Origin of the sequence: Pseudomonas arabinosi (genome assembly GCF_047758675.1) — a bacterium.
In the GTDB taxonomy this organism is placed as follows: domain Bacteria; phylum Pseudomonadota; class Gammaproteobacteria; order Pseudomonadales; family Pseudomonadaceae; genus Aquipseudomonas; species Aquipseudomonas arabinosi.
In genome coordinates this window covers 723017-738421 of the sequence record NZ_CP180480.1, presented here as the reverse complement: position 1 = coordinate 738421, position 15405 = coordinate 723017, and the positions used below count along the sequence as shown (strand labels likewise).

Below are 15405 nucleotides of genomic sequence, written 5' to 3'. Positions count from 1 at the left end.
TGAAAATGGGCCTGAATAATCAGTGGATGCAACGCGATCTCGCGGTGTTGTGGCATCCCTGCACCCAGATGAAAGACCACGAACAGCTGCCGCTGATTCCTATCAAACGCGGTGAAGGCGTCTGGCTGGAAGACTTCGAAGGCAAACGCTACCTCGACGCCGTCAGCTCCTGGTGGGTCAACGTGTTTGGTCACGCCAACCCGAGGATCAACCAGCGCATCAAGGACCAGGTTGATCAGCTGGAGCACGTAATCCTTGCTGGTTTCAGTCATCAGCCAGTGATCGAGTTGTCCGAGCGCCTGGTGAAGATGACGCCGGAAGGCCTGACCCGGTGCTTCTACGCCGATAACGGTTCGTCCTGCATCGAAGTCGCGCTGAAAATGAGCTTTCACTATTGGCTCAACCGTGGCCAGCCGAACAAGAAGCGATTCGTCACCCTGACCAACAGCTACCACGGCGAGACCATGGCGGCGATGTCGGTGGGCGACGTGCCGCTGTTCACCGAAACCTACAAGGCCCTGCTGCTGGACACCATCAAGGTGCCGAGCCCCGATTGCTACCTGCGCCCGGAAGGCATGAGCTGGGAAGAACATTCGCGCAACATGTTCGCCGCCATGGAACAGACCCTGGCCGAGAACCACGACACCGTCGCCGCAGTGATCGTCGAGCCGCTGATCCAGGGCGCCGGCGGCATGCGCATGTACCATCCGGTTTATCTGAAACTGCTGCGCGAAGCCTGCGACCGCTATGGCGTGCACCTGATCCACGACGAAATCGCCGTCGGCTTCGGCCGCACCGGGACAATGTTCGCCTGTGAACAGGCCGGCATCCGCCCGGACTTCCTCTGCCTGTCCAAGGCCCTGACCGGCGGTTACCTGCCGTTGGCGGCCTGCGTGACCACCGAAGATGTCTACAGCGCGTTCTACGACGACTACCCGACCCTGCGCGCCTTCCTGCACTCCCACAGCTACACCGGCAATCCGCTGGCGTGCGCGGCGGCATTGGCGACGTTGGATATCTTCGAAGAAGACAACGTCATCGAGAACAACAAGGCGCTGGCTCAGCGCATGGCCAGCGCCACCGCGCATCTGGCCGATCACCCGAACGTTTCGGAAGTGCGTCAGACCGGCATGGTGCTGGCCATCGAGATGGTCAAGGACAAGGCCACCAAGGAAGCGTATCCGTGGCAGGAACGTCGCGGCTTGAAAGTGTTCCAGCATGCGCTGGAGCGTGGTGCTTTACTTCGACCGTTGGGCAGCGTGGTGTACTTCCTGCCGCCGTACGTGATCACGCCTGAACAGATCGACTTCCTGGCCGAAGTGGCCAGCGAAGGGATCGACATTGCGACCCGTGACAGCGTCAGCGTGTCGGTGCCGAAAGACTTTCACCCGGGCTTCCGCGATCCGGGCTGATGCATCGAACGATGCGGTCCATGTGGGAGTGAGCCTGCTCGCGATTGCGGTGTAACAGTCAAAATTGATGTCGACTGACACCCCGCTATCGCGAGCAGGCTCACTCCCACAAAGGTTCGCGCACAGAAGCCGACAATGATTCAGATGATTAACACCCTTTTCAGAGATCCAAGATGAGACTGTCCCGCTTCTTTATCGACGCCCCCTTGAGCACCGGCGAACACGAGTTGCCCGAGGCCCAGGCCCATTACATCAGCCGCGTGCTGCGCATGGCCGAGGGTGATGCGTTGCAACTGTTCGACGGTTCGGGCCATGAGTTTCGCGCCACGCTGGTGGAGGTCGGCAAGAAGCGCGTCGTCGTGCAGATCGATGAAAGCTTCGCCGGGCAGGTTGAGTCGCCATTGTCGATCCATCTCGGCCAGGGCTTGTCCCGTGGCGAGCGGATGGACTGGGCGATTCAGAAAGCCACCGAACTGGGTGTGACTGAAATCACTCCGATCTTCAGCGACCGCTGTGAAGTCCGGCTGAAAGATGAACGCGCCGACAAACGCCTGATGCACTGGCGCCAGGTGGCGATCAGCGCTTGCGAGCAGTGCGGGCGTTCACGGGTGCCGGTGATTCATCCGCCGCTGCTGTTGGCGGATTGGCTGAAGCAGACGGAGGCCGAATTGAAACTGGTACTGCATCCGGTGGCCGAACCATTGGTGAGCCATGCGAAACCGGCGACGCTGGCGTTTTTGATTGGCCCGGAGGGTGGGTTGTCCGACGCTGAAGTCGATCAGGCTAAATCGGCGGGGTTCCATGCTGCCCGCCTCGGTCCTCGGGTGTTGCGCACCGAGACCGCGCCGGTGGTGGCGTTGGCTGTGGCCCAGCAGCTTTGGGGTGACTTCTAGGGCCCTTTCGCGAGCAGGCTCGCTCCCACATTGAAATGCATTCCCCTGTGGGAGCGAGCCTGCTCGCGATTGGCCGCGACGCAGCCTAGCGATCGATCTGGCTGCTACTGAACCGGATCGCTCGTCGGCTTGACAATGATCGCCTTGAGTTCGCTGGTCATCGGGAACTCAAGGTTCAAGCCCTTGGGCGGAATCGGTTGCTGGAACCAGCGCTGGTAGATGCCGTTGATCTCGCCCGAGCTGTACAGATCGGCGAGGGTCGAGTTCACCAACGCAAGAAACTGCGGATCATCCTTGCGCACCATGCAGCTGTAGATTTCCCGTGACTGCTCCTCACCCACCACCACCCAGTTATGCGGATCGCGGGCCTTGGCGCGTTCACCGTAAAGCAGCGCGTCATCCATATAGAACGCCGCCGCCCGACCCGACTGCAGCATCTGGAACGCTTCGCCGTGGTCCTTGGCGCTGATCACGAACATATCGATCTTGTGATCGATGTTGTAGCTCTTCAGAAACCGTTCGTTGGTGGTGCCCGCAGTGGTCACGACGTTCTTGCCGCGCAGGTCGGCGAAGCTTTTGATGCCGCTGTCCTTCGCCGTGAGCAACTGCCCCTTCACGTAGATAAACCCGTAGGAAAACGCCACTTGCTGCATGCGCTCGGCGGTCACGCCGGTGGAGCCGCATTCAAGGTCGACCGTGCCGTTCTGCACCAGTGGAATGCGCGTTTGCGAGGTCACCAGGTTGTACTTCACCTGCAGATCCGGCAGCTCAAGCTTTTGCTTGATGCGCTCGACAATCTTGCTCGCCAGGTCCACCGAATAACCCATCGGCTGCCCCGTGTGATCACCCACGTAGGAGAACGGCACCGACGCGTCGCGATAACCCAGCGTGATGCTCTTGGCATTGGCGACCTTGTTCAGCGTGCCGGTCAGTGGCGCTTCGTTGGCCTGGACCTGGCTGGCGAGCAGCAGGCCGAGGGTGCAGCCGATCAACGTGATTTTTTGCATTGTTATTCTCCGTTGTGGGTAGAGCGATTAGCGGCGGGCGGCGATCACGGTGATTTCCACCAGAACTTCTGGACGGGCCAGTTGCGCTTGCAAGGTGGTGCGGGTCGGCGCTTTGCCCGGTGACAGCCACTGCGACCAGACCTCGTTCATGGCGGCGAAATCGCGGCCAATGTCGTTCAGGTAGATGGTCGCGTTGAGCAGATGATCCTTGTCGCTGCCAGCTTCGGCCAACAACACATCGATTTTCGCCAGCACCTCAGCGGTTTGGCCGGTGACGTCGGTGCTGTCGCCCGGAACCTGTCCCGAGAGAAACACCAGATCGCCAAAGGTCACCGCGCCAGAGAGTCGGCTGTTGCTGTTGATTCGGTTGATGTTCATTCGATCTTCCTTTTCAAGTCAGGCGACGCGGGGGGCGAGGCCCTGCATTTCGATTGAAGGTATGCGCCGGGCGATCAACTCGCTGAGCACCCGGGCGCTGCCACAGGCCAGGGTAAAACCCAGGGCGCCATGGCCGAGGTTGAGCCACAGGTTGCGGTACGCCGTGGCGCCGATCAACGGCACGCCGCTGGGGGTGGCCGGGCGCATGCCGGCCCATTTGATGGCGGCGTCGTAATCGCCGGCATTGGGCAAGGTTTCCTGCGCCTGACGCTTGATCAGCGCCAGGCGTTTGGGGTCGAGCGCCGGGTCGAAACCGACAATGTCGACCATCGCCGCCACGCGCAGTTGATCACCGATGCGGGCGTAAACAATCTTGCGGTTGTAATCGGTGATGCTCAGCTCCGGCGCGCGATGTTCGGCGCGGATCGGCAAGGTCAGGCTGTAGCCTTTTAGGGGATACAGCGGCAGGTTCATGCCGGGCAGCGCCAGCGCCGGACTGCGATGACCGGCGGCAATCACCAGTTGCTCGACCGGCAGCACTTGCGAGCCCATTTCGACGGCCTGCACCGCGCCGTCCGCGTGGCGAATGCCGGTGACCTTGCGCCCAAGTAAAAACTCGCAACGTCCCGATGCCTGGAGTCGAGCCAGCAGTTGCTGGCAGAAAGCATGGCAATCGGCGACTTCTTCATCGGGGGTATAAATCGCGCCCACAAACGGCGCCTCGGCGAGCGCAGGCTCCAGCTGCGCGCATTCGGCCCGCGACAGCACGTGCTGCTGTTGCGGATCGGCCAGGCCATGGCGCGCATGCTCAAAACTCGCGGCTTCACGAAACGTCACCAGTTTGCCGTTGCGCCGCCAGTCGAAACCGTCGAGGCGATCTTCGTCGCGCCAACCTTGCAGCGTGGACTGGCTGAGCAGCGCCAGACGCAGCAGGTGCGCACCGTTGCGCTGATTCACCGAACGGCGGCAGGCCGCCAGGAAGGACGCCATCCAGCGCCATTGTGCCGGGTCCAGGCGTGGGCGCAGCTTCAACGGTGAGTCACCGCGCAGCATCCAGCCAAGTGCCTGCAACGGTACGCCGGCATCGGCCAGTGGCGCGACGTAACGGTAGGACAACTGGCCGCCGTTGGCGAAACTGGTCTCGCTGCCCAGCGAATCCCGGGCCTCGATCAGCGTCACGTCGATGCCGTCGCGAACCAGTGCGTAAGCTGTCGTCAGCCCGATGACGCCGCCACCGATGATGCAAACCCGCTGAGCCATGTCTGTCCTTAACCGTTGTTGAAACAGGCTTCAGGTTAGGACCAGGTGACAGACCTTGAACAATGCTTAAAGATGCCTGACCCATAAACAAAGGTTATGGACTTGCCATGCGACTGCGACACATCGAGATCTTCCAGGCCATTCGCCAGACCGGTTCGGTTAGTGGCGCCGCGCAGTTGCTGCACGTGTCGCAGCCGGCGGTGAGCAAAGTGCTGCAACACGCCGAGCAGCAACTGGGCTTCCCGTTGTTCCTGCGGGTGCGCGGTAAATTGCAGGCTACGCCCGAAGCGCTGGAGCTTGAGCGCGAGGTCGACAAGGTCACCGAAAGCCTGCAAGGCGTGCGACGCCTGGCCCAGAGCCTGCGGCGCGAGCCGGGTCACAGCGTACGGATCGGTGCGATCCCGGCGCTGGCCTTGTCGCTGCTGCCGCCGGCCATCAACGAGTGGACGCAACGCTACCCGGACATCGTCTGCGAACTGTCCAGCGCCCACAGCCGTGAGCTGATGCAGAATTTGTTGATGCGCGAAGTGGATGTCGCGCTGACCTTGCAGCCGCCGGATCATCCGGGCCTGAAGGCGCAAGCCCTGGCCTGCGGGGTTTTGGTGGCGCTGGCACCGTTGGGCTATTGGACCGACGACGCCTTGAGCCAACCGTTGCCATTGATCGAACTGGCCGGTGCGCCGCTGATCGGCCTGTCCAGCGCCGACCCGTTGGCGGCCAGGCTCGACAGCTACCTTGAAGCGGTCGATCCGCCGCCACGGGTTCGCATCGCCGTGCAGACCTATTCGCTGGCGCGGGCGATGGTTGAATCCGGTGCCGGGCTGGCGGTGATCGACCCGTTTACCGCGCTCGGCGCATCCCCCGCCGCCACCGCGATTCGACCTCTGGCGCCAGCACTACCGATTACCCTGTATGCGGTCACCCGCGCCGACGAACCGCCGCCCCACACCTTGAGCGACTTGTTGCAGGTGTTCAGCCGACGGGCACAGGCGCAACTGGATCACCTCTATCCCTGTGGGAGCGGGCTTGCTCGCGAAAGCGGTGGATCAGTCAGCGATGATGTCGACTGACCTGACGCTTTCGCGAGCAAGCCCGCTCCCACAGGTTTTGCAATAGCAGCAGTGCGATCTACAAGACATAAAACAGAATCGCCACGAAGTGCAGCAAACTCCCGGCGATCACGAACAGATGCCAGATCCCGTGGGCATGGCGCAGGCGATGATCGAGGGCAAAAAAGATAATGCCCACGGTGTACAGCACGCCGCCCGACGCCAGCCAGGCGAAACCTGTACTGCCCAACGCCGCCAGTAACGGTTTGACCGCCACCAGCACGATCCAGCCCATCACCGCATAGATCACGATCGACAGAATCCGCGCCTCCGAGCGCGGTTTGATCTCTTGCAGGATGCCGATCAGCGCCAATCCCCAGACAATCCCGAACAGCGTCCAGCCCCACGGCCCGCGTAGTGTCACGAGACAGAACGGCGTGTAGCTGCCGGCAATCAGCAGGTAGATCGAAAAGTGATCGACCTTCTGCATGATCGCTTTCTTGCGCCCCCGTACGCTGTGGTAAACGGTCGACGCGCTGTAAAGCACCAGCAAGGTAAACCCGTAAATCGCCACGCTGACGATCTTCCACGGGCTGCCATCCATGCTGGCGATCACCAGCATCCACACCACGCCAACAACCGCTGCCACCGCCCCGACCAGATGCGTCCAGGCGTTCAATCTTTCCCCGTGATACATGTGTTGCTCACCTCAAGATTCGTTGCAACATCGCGCAAGGCTCAGGCCTGAAGGTTAAAAGCGCAATGTTTCAAAACACAAATCCCCGTAGGAGCTGCCGAAGGCTGCGATCTTTTGGCGATTTGCCTGACGCCGAAGATCAAAAGATCGCAGCCTTCGGCAGCTCCTACAAAGGCCTGCGTGCTCCGGAGGAATTGGGCACAATCGAGCCATTCGAATAAGAGTCTGCATCATGCTGATCGATGAAGAGTTGACCCTGAAAAAACTCGAGGTGTTCCTGGCCTTCATGCGCACCGGCAACCTGGCCCGGGCCGCCGCCGAGTTGCAGACCAGCAACGTCAGCGTGCACCGGGCGATCCATTCCCTGGAAAGCGCCCTGCGCTGCCCGCTGTTCAAGCACGAAGGCCGCAATCTCACGCCGCTGGAAAGCGCTTATGTGCTGGAAGAACGCGCACAGAAGCTGATTCAGGACGTGGTCGAAACCGTGCGCCTGACCCGCGAAGCCGCCGGGTTCTCCGCCGAGCGCTTCAAGCTCGGCTCGCTGTATTCGCTGACGGTGAAGACCGTGCCGCAGCTGATCATGGGCCTGAAGATCCGCCGCAGCGAACTCAACATCGACCTGATCCTCGGCTCGAACTTCGACCTGCTGTACAAGCTCAAGAACATGGAAGTCGACGCGATCCTGGTGTCGCTGGACGAGAGCGTCAACGACCCGGACTGCGAGCAGATCCCGCTGTTTTCCGACGACATCTTTCTCGCCACACCGGCGGATTCAAAGTTTGCCCAACGGAGCGAAGTCGACCTTGCCGAAGTGCGCGATGAGACGTTCATTACGCTGACCCAGGGCTTTGCCACGCACCAGGACGGTAATCGGGTGTTCAAGCAGGCGGGGTTCGAACCGAAGGTGGCGATGCAGGTCAACGACATCTTCACCCTGCTGAGCATGGTCAGCTCTGGCGTGGGTTATGCGTTGCTGCCGGGGCGGATTGCGGCGGTGTATGAGAACCGGGTGAAGCTGATTCCGTTGCAGGAAAAGTATCGGTTGCAGCAGCACATTGGGGTGGTGTTTTTGAAGGCCAAGGAGCGGGATCCGAATCTGTTGGCGTTGCTGGCGGAGTGTCGGATGTATGCCAATCGGAATGCTGCGGTGTGACTAAGAACCACCCCTCACCCCAGCCCTCTCCCCAGAGGGGAGAGGGAGCTAACCGAGTTGTTCTTTCAAGCTACATCGACCTGAAATATCGAGTCGAACTCAGGTTTTGAAACCATGGAGATCGGCTCCCTTTCCCCCTCTCCCCTCTGGGGAGAGGGCTGGGGTGAGGGGTGGTTTTTGAGTCCTACCCCACAATCCCGCGAACAATGAAGTACAGCAGCGAAGGCCCAAGCAAGCACCCAAGCCCGGTGTGGAACGTCGCCGTCAACGCCCCATAAGGCACCAACCGCCGATCCGTCGCCGCCAACCCCGCCGTCACACCGCTCACCGTCCCGGCCAGCCCTCCAAACACCATCGCCGAGCGCGGGTTATCCAGCCCCATCCAGCGTGCCGCCATCGGTGTGCCGACCATCACAAAAATCGCCTTGATCAACCCGGTGGCAATCGACAACGCCACCACATCGGAACTCGCGCCAATCGCGGCCCCGGTCACCGGCCCGACGATGTAGGTCACCGCCCCCGCGCCGATGGTGGTCATGCTGATCGCATCGCGATAACCGAACACCCAGGCCATGCTCGCCCCGACAATGAATGGCAGGATCGTGCCCAGCAGCAGCGCAATCACACCGATCAAACCGGCCTTTTTCGCTTCGGTGGCTTGCACTTCGAATGCCGTGGCGACGATCGCAAAGTCCCGCAGCATCGCGCCGCCCATCAGACCGATGCCGGAAAACAGCGTCAGGTCCGCCAGGCCTTTTTGCCCGCCCGTCATCGTGCCGCCGACCCAGGCCAGAACAAGCCCGATGACGATGGCAATCGCCGAACCATGAATCCTCCCAAACGTCAGGCGCTTGGACAGCACCACCGACACCCACATGATCACGCCGACGAACGCAAACGCCGTCACCAGACCGTTATGTTCCAGACCTTTTTCAATGAGATCCCACATATCAGCGACCTCCTACTGGAGTGCCAACCGGCCTGATGTTCGGGGTAGCGTCCGCCGGTTCATCGGGCAACGGTTCGCCTTTGTGAGTCCGGCTGATCAGGGCAATGGTGCAGCCGCAAATCACCACCGAACCGATCGCCGCCAGCACCGCCACCGGCCCACCATGCAGGGCGGTGACGACGTTCTGCTGCGCAGCCATCGCGACCACCACCGGAATGTACATGGCGCCCCAGAAACCGACGCCCATCTCGCAATCCTTGGTCATGCCGCCGTGTTTATGCATCCACAACCGCGCGCAGATCAGCAGGATCATCGCGATCCCGACCCCGCCGACGTTTGATTTCACACCCAGCAACACGCCGAGCATGTCGCCCACGATCACCCCTGCCAGCGTACAAATCGCCAACAGCGCCACACCGTAAATAATCATTGTTGTTGTCCTCAAAGTGCATCGTCGAATGTTGTTTTTGTTGTTCGAAGGCCTGAGTCGGTGTTCTAGGGTTGGCGGCTTCCCTCCTCACGCAACAGCGCCTGCAAGGTATCGAGCCGCGCACCGTCGAAGGCAATCACGGTGCCCTGCTCGAACACCCGGCGCGCCAGCCCGGTCAGCACCGCAGCGGGCGGCAGTTCGATCTGTAGACGTACGCCGCGCTCGTAGGCGCTTTGTACCGTGCCGCGCCAATCCACCACGCGGCACATGTTGAACGCCAGGTCGTCGCGCAAGGCTTCCGTGCTGATAACGGGCCGGGCGCGACTGCCGCTCAGGTAGCCCACCGATGGTGTTTTCAGCTGCACCTTGGCGAAGGCTTCGGCCAGGGTTTTCGCAGGGGCTTCCAGCAGCGGGCAGTGAGACGGCACGCTGACGGTCAGACGTTTCGCTAGACCTGCACCGCGACCTTTCGCCAACTCGGCCACCGCTTTCATCGCGCCATCGCTGCCGGCAATGACCACCTGGTTTTCGGCGTTGATGTTGGCCAGGTAAACCGGCGTTGCATCGCTGTGAATCTGCGCCAGCAAACCTTCCACCGTGGCCAGATCCAGACCGATGATTGCCGTCATTCCATAGCCTTGCGGATAAGCCTGTTGCATCAGCTCACCGCGCAGGCTGACCAGATGCAGCGCATCGCTGAAACTCAAGGCACCGGCAACCACGGCCGCCGGGTAGGCGCCGATGGACAACCCCGCCACGTAATCCGCCGTCATTAACAACTGTCGTGAAGCCGCGACGCCGGCGATCAGCAGGCAGAGCTGAACCGCTCTTGTCGACTTCAGCGCCTCGGCAGAATCCAGAAGAAAAGCGTCTTCCCCGAGGACTTCACTTGCCTCGATCACTGTTTCCACAGGCAAACGATGCAGCATGCCCGACTGCTGCGCGCCCTGGCCGGGGAACACCAGCAAACTGCTCACGCTGCTTGCTCCTGTGGGTTCCACGGGTCAATCACCAGAACAACCTGACTCTCATTTTTCAGCAAAACCCGACGTGCAGAGCTGGCCCATTCGCGCAAGGCGACTGCACCGAATGGAGTCTGCAACTGCATGTCCACCTGGCAGACAGCAGCATCGAGAAGCTTCACCAGTGCCTGCGCCTGCACACGATCCAACGGCTGCGGTGTACGCAGGATCAAGTCGAGATCGCTGCCCTCATGCAATGCCTGAAAACCGCTGGCCAATTCAAACCCGGCGCTGCCGCTGACACCCCACACCCACTCACAGGAATCGAGCATCGGCCGCAGTTGAGTGAGGGCGCGCACTGCCGGCAAATCCCGATCAATCGAGACATGGCAAAGCGCTTCCGGCCGAACTTGACGCTGGATCGCATCGACCGACATCACCGTCGCAAACCGCTGCTCACGCAAACGCCCACGCACCCCGACCGCGATGTGATCCGCCGCGCTCAACGCACGCCGAACCACCACCGGTTGACCCGCACTGATCGACTCGATCACCCACGAAGGTGCATCCGCAGGCAACTGCTCCGGGGTCAGCCCCCAGAGCAGGTCGTGGGCCAGAAGCGTGTTCACCACTGCGCTCTCAGCAATTGCCGAACCTGACTCGACGCCGCACGGTTGCTCGCGCCCAAGCGGCTGCTCAGGTCTCGGCCACTGGCGGCGACATCGCCAATCGCCTGGCTTAGGCATTCAGTCACGCGCGACAGATCCGCCGCCGTCGGCTGCTCGATCTGTTCCACCGACAAGGTTTCCCAAAGCAGTCCAAGGCTCGCGTAGCTGTCAATGTCATACGCCATCGGCGGCACGCTGGCGGCCAGTGCTTCGAGTTCTTCGACGCTGCGCAACGTCACCCGCGCCGCCGAAGCCTTGCCCATCGCTTGAACCATCACGCCGGGATCGCGCAGGGCGATCAGCCGATTGGCCTGATACCCATGAGCCAGAAACGCCCCGGACATCGCCTTGCCCACCAGCAAACCGATCACGGCATGGCCGGCCAGTCGGGCGCGGGCATAACTGTCTGCGGCACCGGCCAAAGCCTGATGAATGCCGAGCGCTTCTTCGCGCCGACCGTAGGCCTGACTCGGCACGTCGACGATGGCGATCAAGGCGCGTTTCTGCGATTTATCCAGATCCGCTGCGATGACGTCATCCACGGCTTTGGCCAGTCCCCAACCTTCCAGCAGACCGACCTCGCCATTGCGGGCGCGGACGAAGCGGTTGTCGGGATCAGCCACCACCGCGATAAAACGAACGGGCCGGTCACCCAAGACACCGTCGGCAACCTTCAAGGAAGCGGGCAAACCATCCACCGGTTTCGCGCCCGCACTCAAGGCGTTGAACCAGTTCAAACCTCTCAGGGAATACGAACTCATGAGCGCTCTCCTTGATACAGATCGCGAACCGTCGACGGCTCGATTTGCGGCTCGGCGTCCAGACGGGCCAGCCGTTGCAGGAACAGCTCGGCCTGACGGCTGCGTTGCTGTTCCGGCAAACCTTGCTTAAGCAATTCGCTGACCTGCTGCTGAACCTGCGCCACGTCGTCAGCGACAAAACGATCCACCAAACCACTGGCAAAACGTTGCTCGCCACCGGTCAGGCTCCAGATGAAAGGACGATCACGGGAGTCGTATTCCTCAAGCCCGGCTTCCTGTTCGATCACTTGCGGACCGTTGAGGCCAAGCCGCGCTTCCTGAGTCACCAGCAAATAGCTGCATAACCCGGCGGCAATCGACATCCCGCCAAAGCAGCCGACGCTGCCCGCCACCACACCCACAACAGGCTGGTATTGGCGCAGGTCGACAATCGCCGCATGAATATCGGCAATCGCCGCCAGCCCAAGGTTGGCCTCCTGCAAACGCACACCACCGGTTTCCAGCAGCAACACGGCGCGGGTCGGAATGCCATTGCGGTTGTCTTCGGCGGCGAGTTCCAGCGCACCGGCAATCTTCGCCCCGCCGACCTCACCGAGGCTGCCACCCTGGAATGCACCTTCAATGGCGGCGATCACCACCGGCAAACCGCCGATGCTGCCCTTGGCGATCACCACGCCATCATCGGCTTGCGGCACCACGCCCTGACGCGACAGCCACGGCGACATGACACGTTGAAACGGGTCGAGCAATTCGCGGAAGGTGCCGGCGTCGAGCAAGGCCTTGGCACGTTGCCGGGCGCCGAGTTCGACGAAGCTATGTTTGCGTAAGAGATCAGTCATGACCGATCTCCTCAAAGCCTTGTTCCAGACGCAAGCGCACCACACCCGGCGTCGCGCCGAAATCGTGGATATCGATTGCCATCGCCGGCGGTGTCTGACCGTCGAACATCCGCGCAAACAAATGCTGCCAGCGTTGTTCGGCGCCGTTGACCGAGGTCTGCACCTTGATCGTCAGTTTGCCGGCCTGGCCTGGCTCAATCAGCACTTCCAGATCGCCCGAGCCCACACAGCCCACCAGCGTCCGGCCGCGTGGCGGCTGCCCGGCGGGGAATTCAAAAGATAAGGTTTCCATCAGAAAGCTCCCTGGATGAGGCCGTCGCCAGACTCGATGCGGTCGATGAACAGGCAGGCTGCGAGCAAGTCGGCAGCACCGCCGGGCGAGGCATTCAACGCGATCAGTTGTTGGTCCAGCTCATGCAAACGGCGGCGGCCGGCGAGGCTGGCACTGCCGCCCGCATCGAGCACGGCTTGGGCGCCGAGTTGCATGGTCTGCAGGCCTTGTTCGCCCGCGCGGTAGAGCACGCAGGTGTCGGCCAGATTCGTCATGATCGCCAGCAAGGCATCGAGCCGGGCGTTCTGCTCGCCATGACCGGCGGCGCGGCTGCGTTTGAGTTGCGGCAGCGCCCGTTGAATCACCGCCGGGAAACCGAGCTGGGCTTCTTCACGGGCACCGCGAGCGCCGTAACGCTGGGCGACTTGCGCACCGTGGCTCAGCGGACGCGGCGCGTAACGGTCGTCGAGCAAGGCCAGACGTGCGGCGCGCAAGGTAATGGCGCTTGCCTTGGTATTCGTGGATTCCAGCGCGGCAGCAGCGACCAACAGGCCCAAGGCCCAGATGGCGCCACGATGGGTATTCACGCCGCCCGTGGTGGCGAGCATCACTTCCTCGCCTTCACGCCCGATCAGGCCAATGGCTTCGCGCAGCGGCACTCCGACTTCGCCGAATTCGATGGCGGCTTCCGCCATTTCCTTGAACGCAGGCCACAGGGACAGCGCCGAAGCGTGCATCAGCCCGAGGTGCAAATCGGTGTGAGCGCCATTGCCGCGACGGTCGACCAGCGCCGGTTTCGGCGACAGGTCCGCTTCGTCGATCAGCGCGTCTACCGCCAGATCCGCCAGCCGCTCAGCCAGGGACAGGGTTTTCGGTTGCAGGTTGAATGCGTGCATTACCAGCTCCTGAACTTGGCGGGCGGGTTGTAGAGGCCACCGGACCACTCGACCAGATCGGCCACGCTTTTCGCCGCCAGCAATTCGCGGGTGGCGTCGGTGCGGCGGATGCCGAGGTCTTCGGGGAAGGCGATCAGGCCTTCGCGGCGCATGCGCGCGGTGTCTTTCGGGTTGTGGCGCAAGCCGATAACGGTGACGCCGGCCACGGCCGCGATCATCGCCTGACGTTCTTCCAGCGAACGCGCTTTGTAGAGATAGGCGATGCCTTCTTCGGTCAGCAGGTGAGTGACGTCGTCGCCGTAGATCATGATCGGTGCCAGCGGCATGCCGCTTTTTCTCGCCACTTCTACCGCGTCGAGGGTTTCGACGAAGGTCGGTTTGCCGCCCTCCTGGAAGGTCTCGACCATTTGCACCACGAGTTTCTTGCCCCGCTCCAGCAGCGCTTCGGGCGCATCGTCGTGACGCATGTCGAGCCAGGCCGGTGTGCCGTGGCGGCGACCGCGCGGGTCGTGACCCATGTTCGGCGCACCACCGAAACCGGCCAGGCGGCCGCGCGTCACGGTCGAGGAATGGCCGTCGCCGTCGACTTGCAGGGTGGCGCCGATGAACAGGTCCACCGCGTATTGCCCGGCCAGTTGGCAGAACATCCGGTTGGAACGCAGGGAGCCATCGCGACCGGTGAAGAACACGTCGGGCCGGGCGGCGATGTAGTTTTCCATGCCCAATTCGGTGCCGAAGCAATGCACGCTTTCGACCCAACCGCTTTCGATGGCCGGGATCAAGGTTGGATGCGGATTGAGCGTCCAGTTGCGGCAGATCTTGCCCTTCAGACCGAGGGATTCGCCGTAGGTCGGCAGGATCAATTCGATAGCAGCGGTGTTGAAACCGATGCCGTGGTTCAGGGACTGGACGTTGTGTTTTTCGTAGATCCCACGGATCGCCATCATCGCCATCAACACATGCACAGGCTTGATGTGGCGCGGGTCACGGGTGAACAGCGGTTCGATGTAGAACGGCTTGTCGGCCACCACCACGAAATCCACCCAAGAGGCCGGGATATCGACGCGGGGCAACTCGCTGACATCGTCCACCAACTGATTGACCTGAACGATGACGATGCCGTCGCTGAAGGCGGCCGGTTCGATCAATGCCGGGGTGTCTTCGGTGCTTGGGCCCGTGTAGATGTTGCCGGCGCGGTCGGCCATGAAACCGGCCGAGAGCACGACGTTGGGAATCAGATCGACCACCAGCCGAGCATAGAGCTCGATGTAGGTGTGAATCGCACCGATTTCCAGCAGGCCATCTTCCAGCAACTGGCTGATGCGCAGGCTCTGGGTGCCGGCGAAAGAGAAGTCGAGCTTGCGGGCGATGCCGCGTTCAAACAGGTCCAGATGCTCGGAGCGTCCGACGCTGGGCATGATCATGTGCAGATCATGCAGCTTCGCGGGATCAGCCTTGGCCAGGGAGCGGGACAGGAAATCCGCCTGCTTCTGGTTATTGCCTTCCAGCACCACACGGTCGCCGGGCAGGATCAACGCCTCCAGCGCCGCAACGATTTTGTCGGTGGGTAAGACCACACCGTCGGCGAGACCCCGTACCAGCTCGAGACGCCGCTGCTTTTCGCTGCGCCGCCGCGTCCATCGCGAGTCGGGGGATATTGTTGTTGTCATGACCACTCCACGGGTTCGCTGTCGTGGGAGTCACCTTAGGAGTGTTGGGTGGGGGGCATCAATCAAGCAGAGAGACGGATCGTTACGGTCAGGGTAATGGTTGGCCATGC

General features: G+C 61.8%; 17 protein-coding genes. 4 read left to right on the top strand and 13 right to left on the bottom strand.

Annotation, left to right across the window (positions count from 1 at the left end; all coding sequences use genetic code 11):
- The first annotated feature begins 5 nt into the window (after positions 1-5).
- The gene (locus ACMXYJ_RS03400; protein WP_033060427.1) at positions 6-1412 is read left to right on the top strand and encodes an adenosylmethionine--8-amino-7-oxononanoate transaminase; all 1407 of its coding nucleotides are present in this window, start codon (positions 6-8) and stop codon (positions 1410-1412) included.
- Positions 1413-1585: 173 nt separating this feature from the next.
- On the top strand, positions 1586-2305 hold the full coding sequence (locus ACMXYJ_RS03395) for a 16S rRNA (uracil(1498)-N(3))-methyltransferase (protein WP_056738997.1): 720 nt from the start codon (positions 1586-1588) through the stop codon (positions 2303-2305).
- Positions 2306-2409: 104 nt separating this feature from the next.
- Here the strand turns inward: ACMXYJ_RS03395 and ACMXYJ_RS03390 are convergent, their stop codons facing one another.
- The 3 genes from ACMXYJ_RS03390 to ACMXYJ_RS03380 are packed head-to-tail and all read right to left on the bottom strand — an operon-like array spanning position 2410 to position 4950.
- Positions 2410-3312, bottom strand: a complete 903-nt coding sequence (locus ACMXYJ_RS03390) for a transporter substrate-binding domain-containing protein (RefSeq protein WP_095127106.1) — start codon at positions 3310-3312, stop codon at positions 2410-2412.
- Between the two features lie 27 nt (positions 3313-3339).
- A complete protein-coding gene (locus ACMXYJ_RS03385) occupies positions 3340-3690 on the bottom strand; it encodes a RidA family protein (RefSeq protein ID WP_415758776.1) in 351 nt (116 codons plus the stop codon).
- 18 nt (positions 3691-3708) lie between these two features.
- Positions 3709-4950, bottom strand: coding sequence for a D-amino acid dehydrogenase (locus ACMXYJ_RS03380; protein ID WP_415758775.1), 1242 nt, complete (start codon positions 4948-4950; stop codon positions 3709-3711).
- Positions 4951-5057: 107 nt separating this feature from the next.
- Here ACMXYJ_RS03380 and ACMXYJ_RS03375 point away from each other — a divergent pair, with 107 nt between their 5' ends.
- Complete coding sequence (locus ACMXYJ_RS03375) at positions 5058-6020, top strand: LysR family transcriptional regulator (protein WP_415758774.1); 963 nt, start codon at positions 5058-5060, stop codon at positions 6018-6020.
- Between the two features lie 58 nt (positions 6021-6078).
- On the opposite strand, the gene trhA is transcribed toward ACMXYJ_RS03375, so the two are convergent.
- Positions 6079-6696 (bottom strand): PAQR family membrane homeostasis protein TrhA, encoded by a 618-nt coding sequence (trhA, locus tag ACMXYJ_RS03370; RefSeq protein ID WP_415758773.1) that lies wholly within the window; start codon positions 6694-6696, stop codon positions 6079-6081.
- Between the two features lie 232 nt (positions 6697-6928).
- Here trhA and ACMXYJ_RS03365 point away from each other — a divergent pair, with 232 nt between their 5' ends.
- Positions 6929-7849 carry a LysR family transcriptional regulator gene (locus tag ACMXYJ_RS03365; protein ID WP_415758772.1) on the top strand — a complete coding sequence of 307 codons (921 nt, stop codon included), beginning with the start codon at positions 6929-6931 and terminating at the stop codon, positions 7847-7849.
- A gap of 184 nt (positions 7850-8033) precedes the next feature.
- Here the strand turns inward: ACMXYJ_RS03365 and madM are convergent, their stop codons facing one another.
- The 9 genes from madM to mdcA all read right to left on the bottom strand — a co-directional run bounded on the left by madM (position 8034) and on the right by mdcA (position 15295).
- Entirely contained in the window at positions 8034-8798 is a 765-nt protein-coding gene (gene madM, locus ACMXYJ_RS03360) for a malonate transporter subunit MadM (protein WP_150658389.1), read from the bottom strand.
- Position 8799: 1 nt separating this feature from the next.
- Positions 8800-9228: a malonate transporter subunit MadL gene (gene madL, locus ACMXYJ_RS03355; protein WP_415758771.1), complete on the bottom strand. Its 429-nt coding sequence runs from the start codon at positions 9226-9228 to the stop codon at positions 8800-8802.
- A gap of 65 nt (positions 9229-9293) precedes the next feature.
- On the bottom strand, positions 9294-10205 hold the full coding sequence (gene mdcH, locus ACMXYJ_RS03350) for a malonate decarboxylase subunit epsilon (protein ID WP_415758770.1): 912 nt from the start codon (positions 10203-10205) through the stop codon (positions 9294-9296).
- Entirely contained in the window at positions 10202-10822 is a 621-nt protein-coding gene (locus ACMXYJ_RS03345) for a malonate decarboxylase holo-ACP synthase (protein WP_415758769.1), read from the bottom strand. The genes mdcH and ACMXYJ_RS03345 overlap by 4 nt, the downstream gene beginning before the upstream one ends.
- Positions 10816-11619, bottom strand: coding sequence for a biotin-independent malonate decarboxylase subunit gamma (gene mdcE, locus ACMXYJ_RS03340; RefSeq protein WP_415758768.1), 804 nt, complete (start codon positions 11617-11619; stop codon positions 10816-10818). Before mdcE ends, ACMXYJ_RS03345 begins: the two co-directional genes overlap by 7 nt.
- Positions 11616-12458: a biotin-independent malonate decarboxylase subunit beta gene (locus tag ACMXYJ_RS03335; protein ID WP_415758767.1), complete on the bottom strand. Its 843-nt coding sequence runs from the start codon at positions 12456-12458 to the stop codon at positions 11616-11618. The genes mdcE and ACMXYJ_RS03335 overlap by 4 nt, the downstream gene beginning before the upstream one ends.
- Positions 12451-12750 carry a malonate decarboxylase subunit delta gene (locus tag ACMXYJ_RS03330; protein ID WP_008026217.1) on the bottom strand — a complete coding sequence of 100 codons (300 nt, stop codon included), beginning with the start codon at positions 12748-12750 and terminating at the stop codon, positions 12451-12453. Before ACMXYJ_RS03330 ends, ACMXYJ_RS03335 begins: the two co-directional genes overlap by 8 nt.
- A complete protein-coding gene (locus tag ACMXYJ_RS03325; protein ID WP_415758766.1) occupies positions 12750-13625 on the bottom strand; it encodes a triphosphoribosyl-dephospho-CoA synthase in 876 nt (291 codons plus the stop codon). Before ACMXYJ_RS03325 ends, ACMXYJ_RS03330 begins: the two co-directional genes overlap by 1 nt.
- Positions 13625-15295: a malonate decarboxylase subunit alpha gene (gene mdcA / locus ACMXYJ_RS03320; protein WP_415758765.1), complete on the bottom strand. Its 1671-nt coding sequence runs from the start codon at positions 15293-15295 to the stop codon at positions 13625-13627. The genes ACMXYJ_RS03325 and mdcA overlap by 1 nt, the downstream gene beginning before the upstream one ends.
- Between the last annotated feature and the right edge of the window lie 110 nt (positions 15296-15405).

Bases quoted from the DNA above. Each gene is read 5' to 3' on its own strand.
- ACMXYJ_RS03365 (WP_415758772.1), top strand. From the start codon at position 6,929: ATGCTGATCGATGAAGAGTTGACCCTGAAAAAACTCGAGGTGTTCCTG.
- ACMXYJ_RS03325 (WP_415758766.1), bottom strand. From the start codon at position 13,625: ATGCACGCATTCAACCTGCAACCGAAAACCCTGTCCCTGGCTGAGCGG.
- mdcE (WP_415758768.1), bottom strand. From the start codon at position 11,619: ATGAGTTCGTATTCCCTGAGAGGTTTGAACTGGTTCAACGCCTTGAGT.
- ACMXYJ_RS03390 (WP_095127106.1), bottom strand. From the start codon at position 3,312: ATGCAAAAAATCACGTTGATCGGCTGCACCCTCGGCCTGCTGCTCGCC.
- ACMXYJ_RS03400 (WP_033060427.1), top strand. From the start codon at position 6: ATGGGCCTGAATAATCAGTGGATGCAACGCGATCTCGCGGTGTTGTGG.
- mdcA (WP_415758765.1), bottom strand. From the start codon at position 15,295: ATGACAACAACAATATCCCCCGACTCGCGATGGACGCGGCGGCGCAGC.
- madL (WP_415758771.1), bottom strand. From the start codon at position 9,228: ATGATTATTTACGGTGTGGCGCTGTTGGCGATTTGTACGCTGGCAGGG.
- madM (WP_150658389.1), bottom strand. From the start codon at position 8,798: ATGTGGGATCTCATTGAAAAAGGTCTGGAACATAACGGTCTGGTGACG.
- ACMXYJ_RS03330 (WP_008026217.1), bottom strand. From the start codon at position 12,750: ATGGAAACCTTATCTTTTGAATTCCCCGCCGGGCAGCCGCCACGCGGC.
- ACMXYJ_RS03385 (WP_415758776.1), bottom strand. From the start codon at position 3,690: ATGAACATCAACCGAATCAACAGCAACAGCCGACTCTCTGGCGCGGTG.
- ACMXYJ_RS03335 (WP_415758767.1), bottom strand. From the start codon at position 12,458: ATGACTGATCTCTTACGCAAACATAGCTTCGTCGAACTCGGCGCCCGG.
- ACMXYJ_RS03380 (WP_415758775.1), bottom strand. From the start codon at position 4,950: ATGGCTCAGCGGGTTTGCATCATCGGTGGCGGCGTCATCGGGCTGACG.
- ACMXYJ_RS03375 (WP_415758774.1), top strand. From the start codon at position 5,058: ATGCGACTGCGACACATCGAGATCTTCCAGGCCATTCGCCAGACCGGT.
- ACMXYJ_RS03395 (WP_056738997.1), top strand. From the start codon at position 1,586: ATGAGACTGTCCCGCTTCTTTATCGACGCCCCCTTGAGCACCGGCGAA.
- trhA (WP_415758773.1), bottom strand. From the start codon at position 6,696: ATGTATCACGGGGAAAGATTGAACGCCTGGACGCATCTGGTCGGGGCG.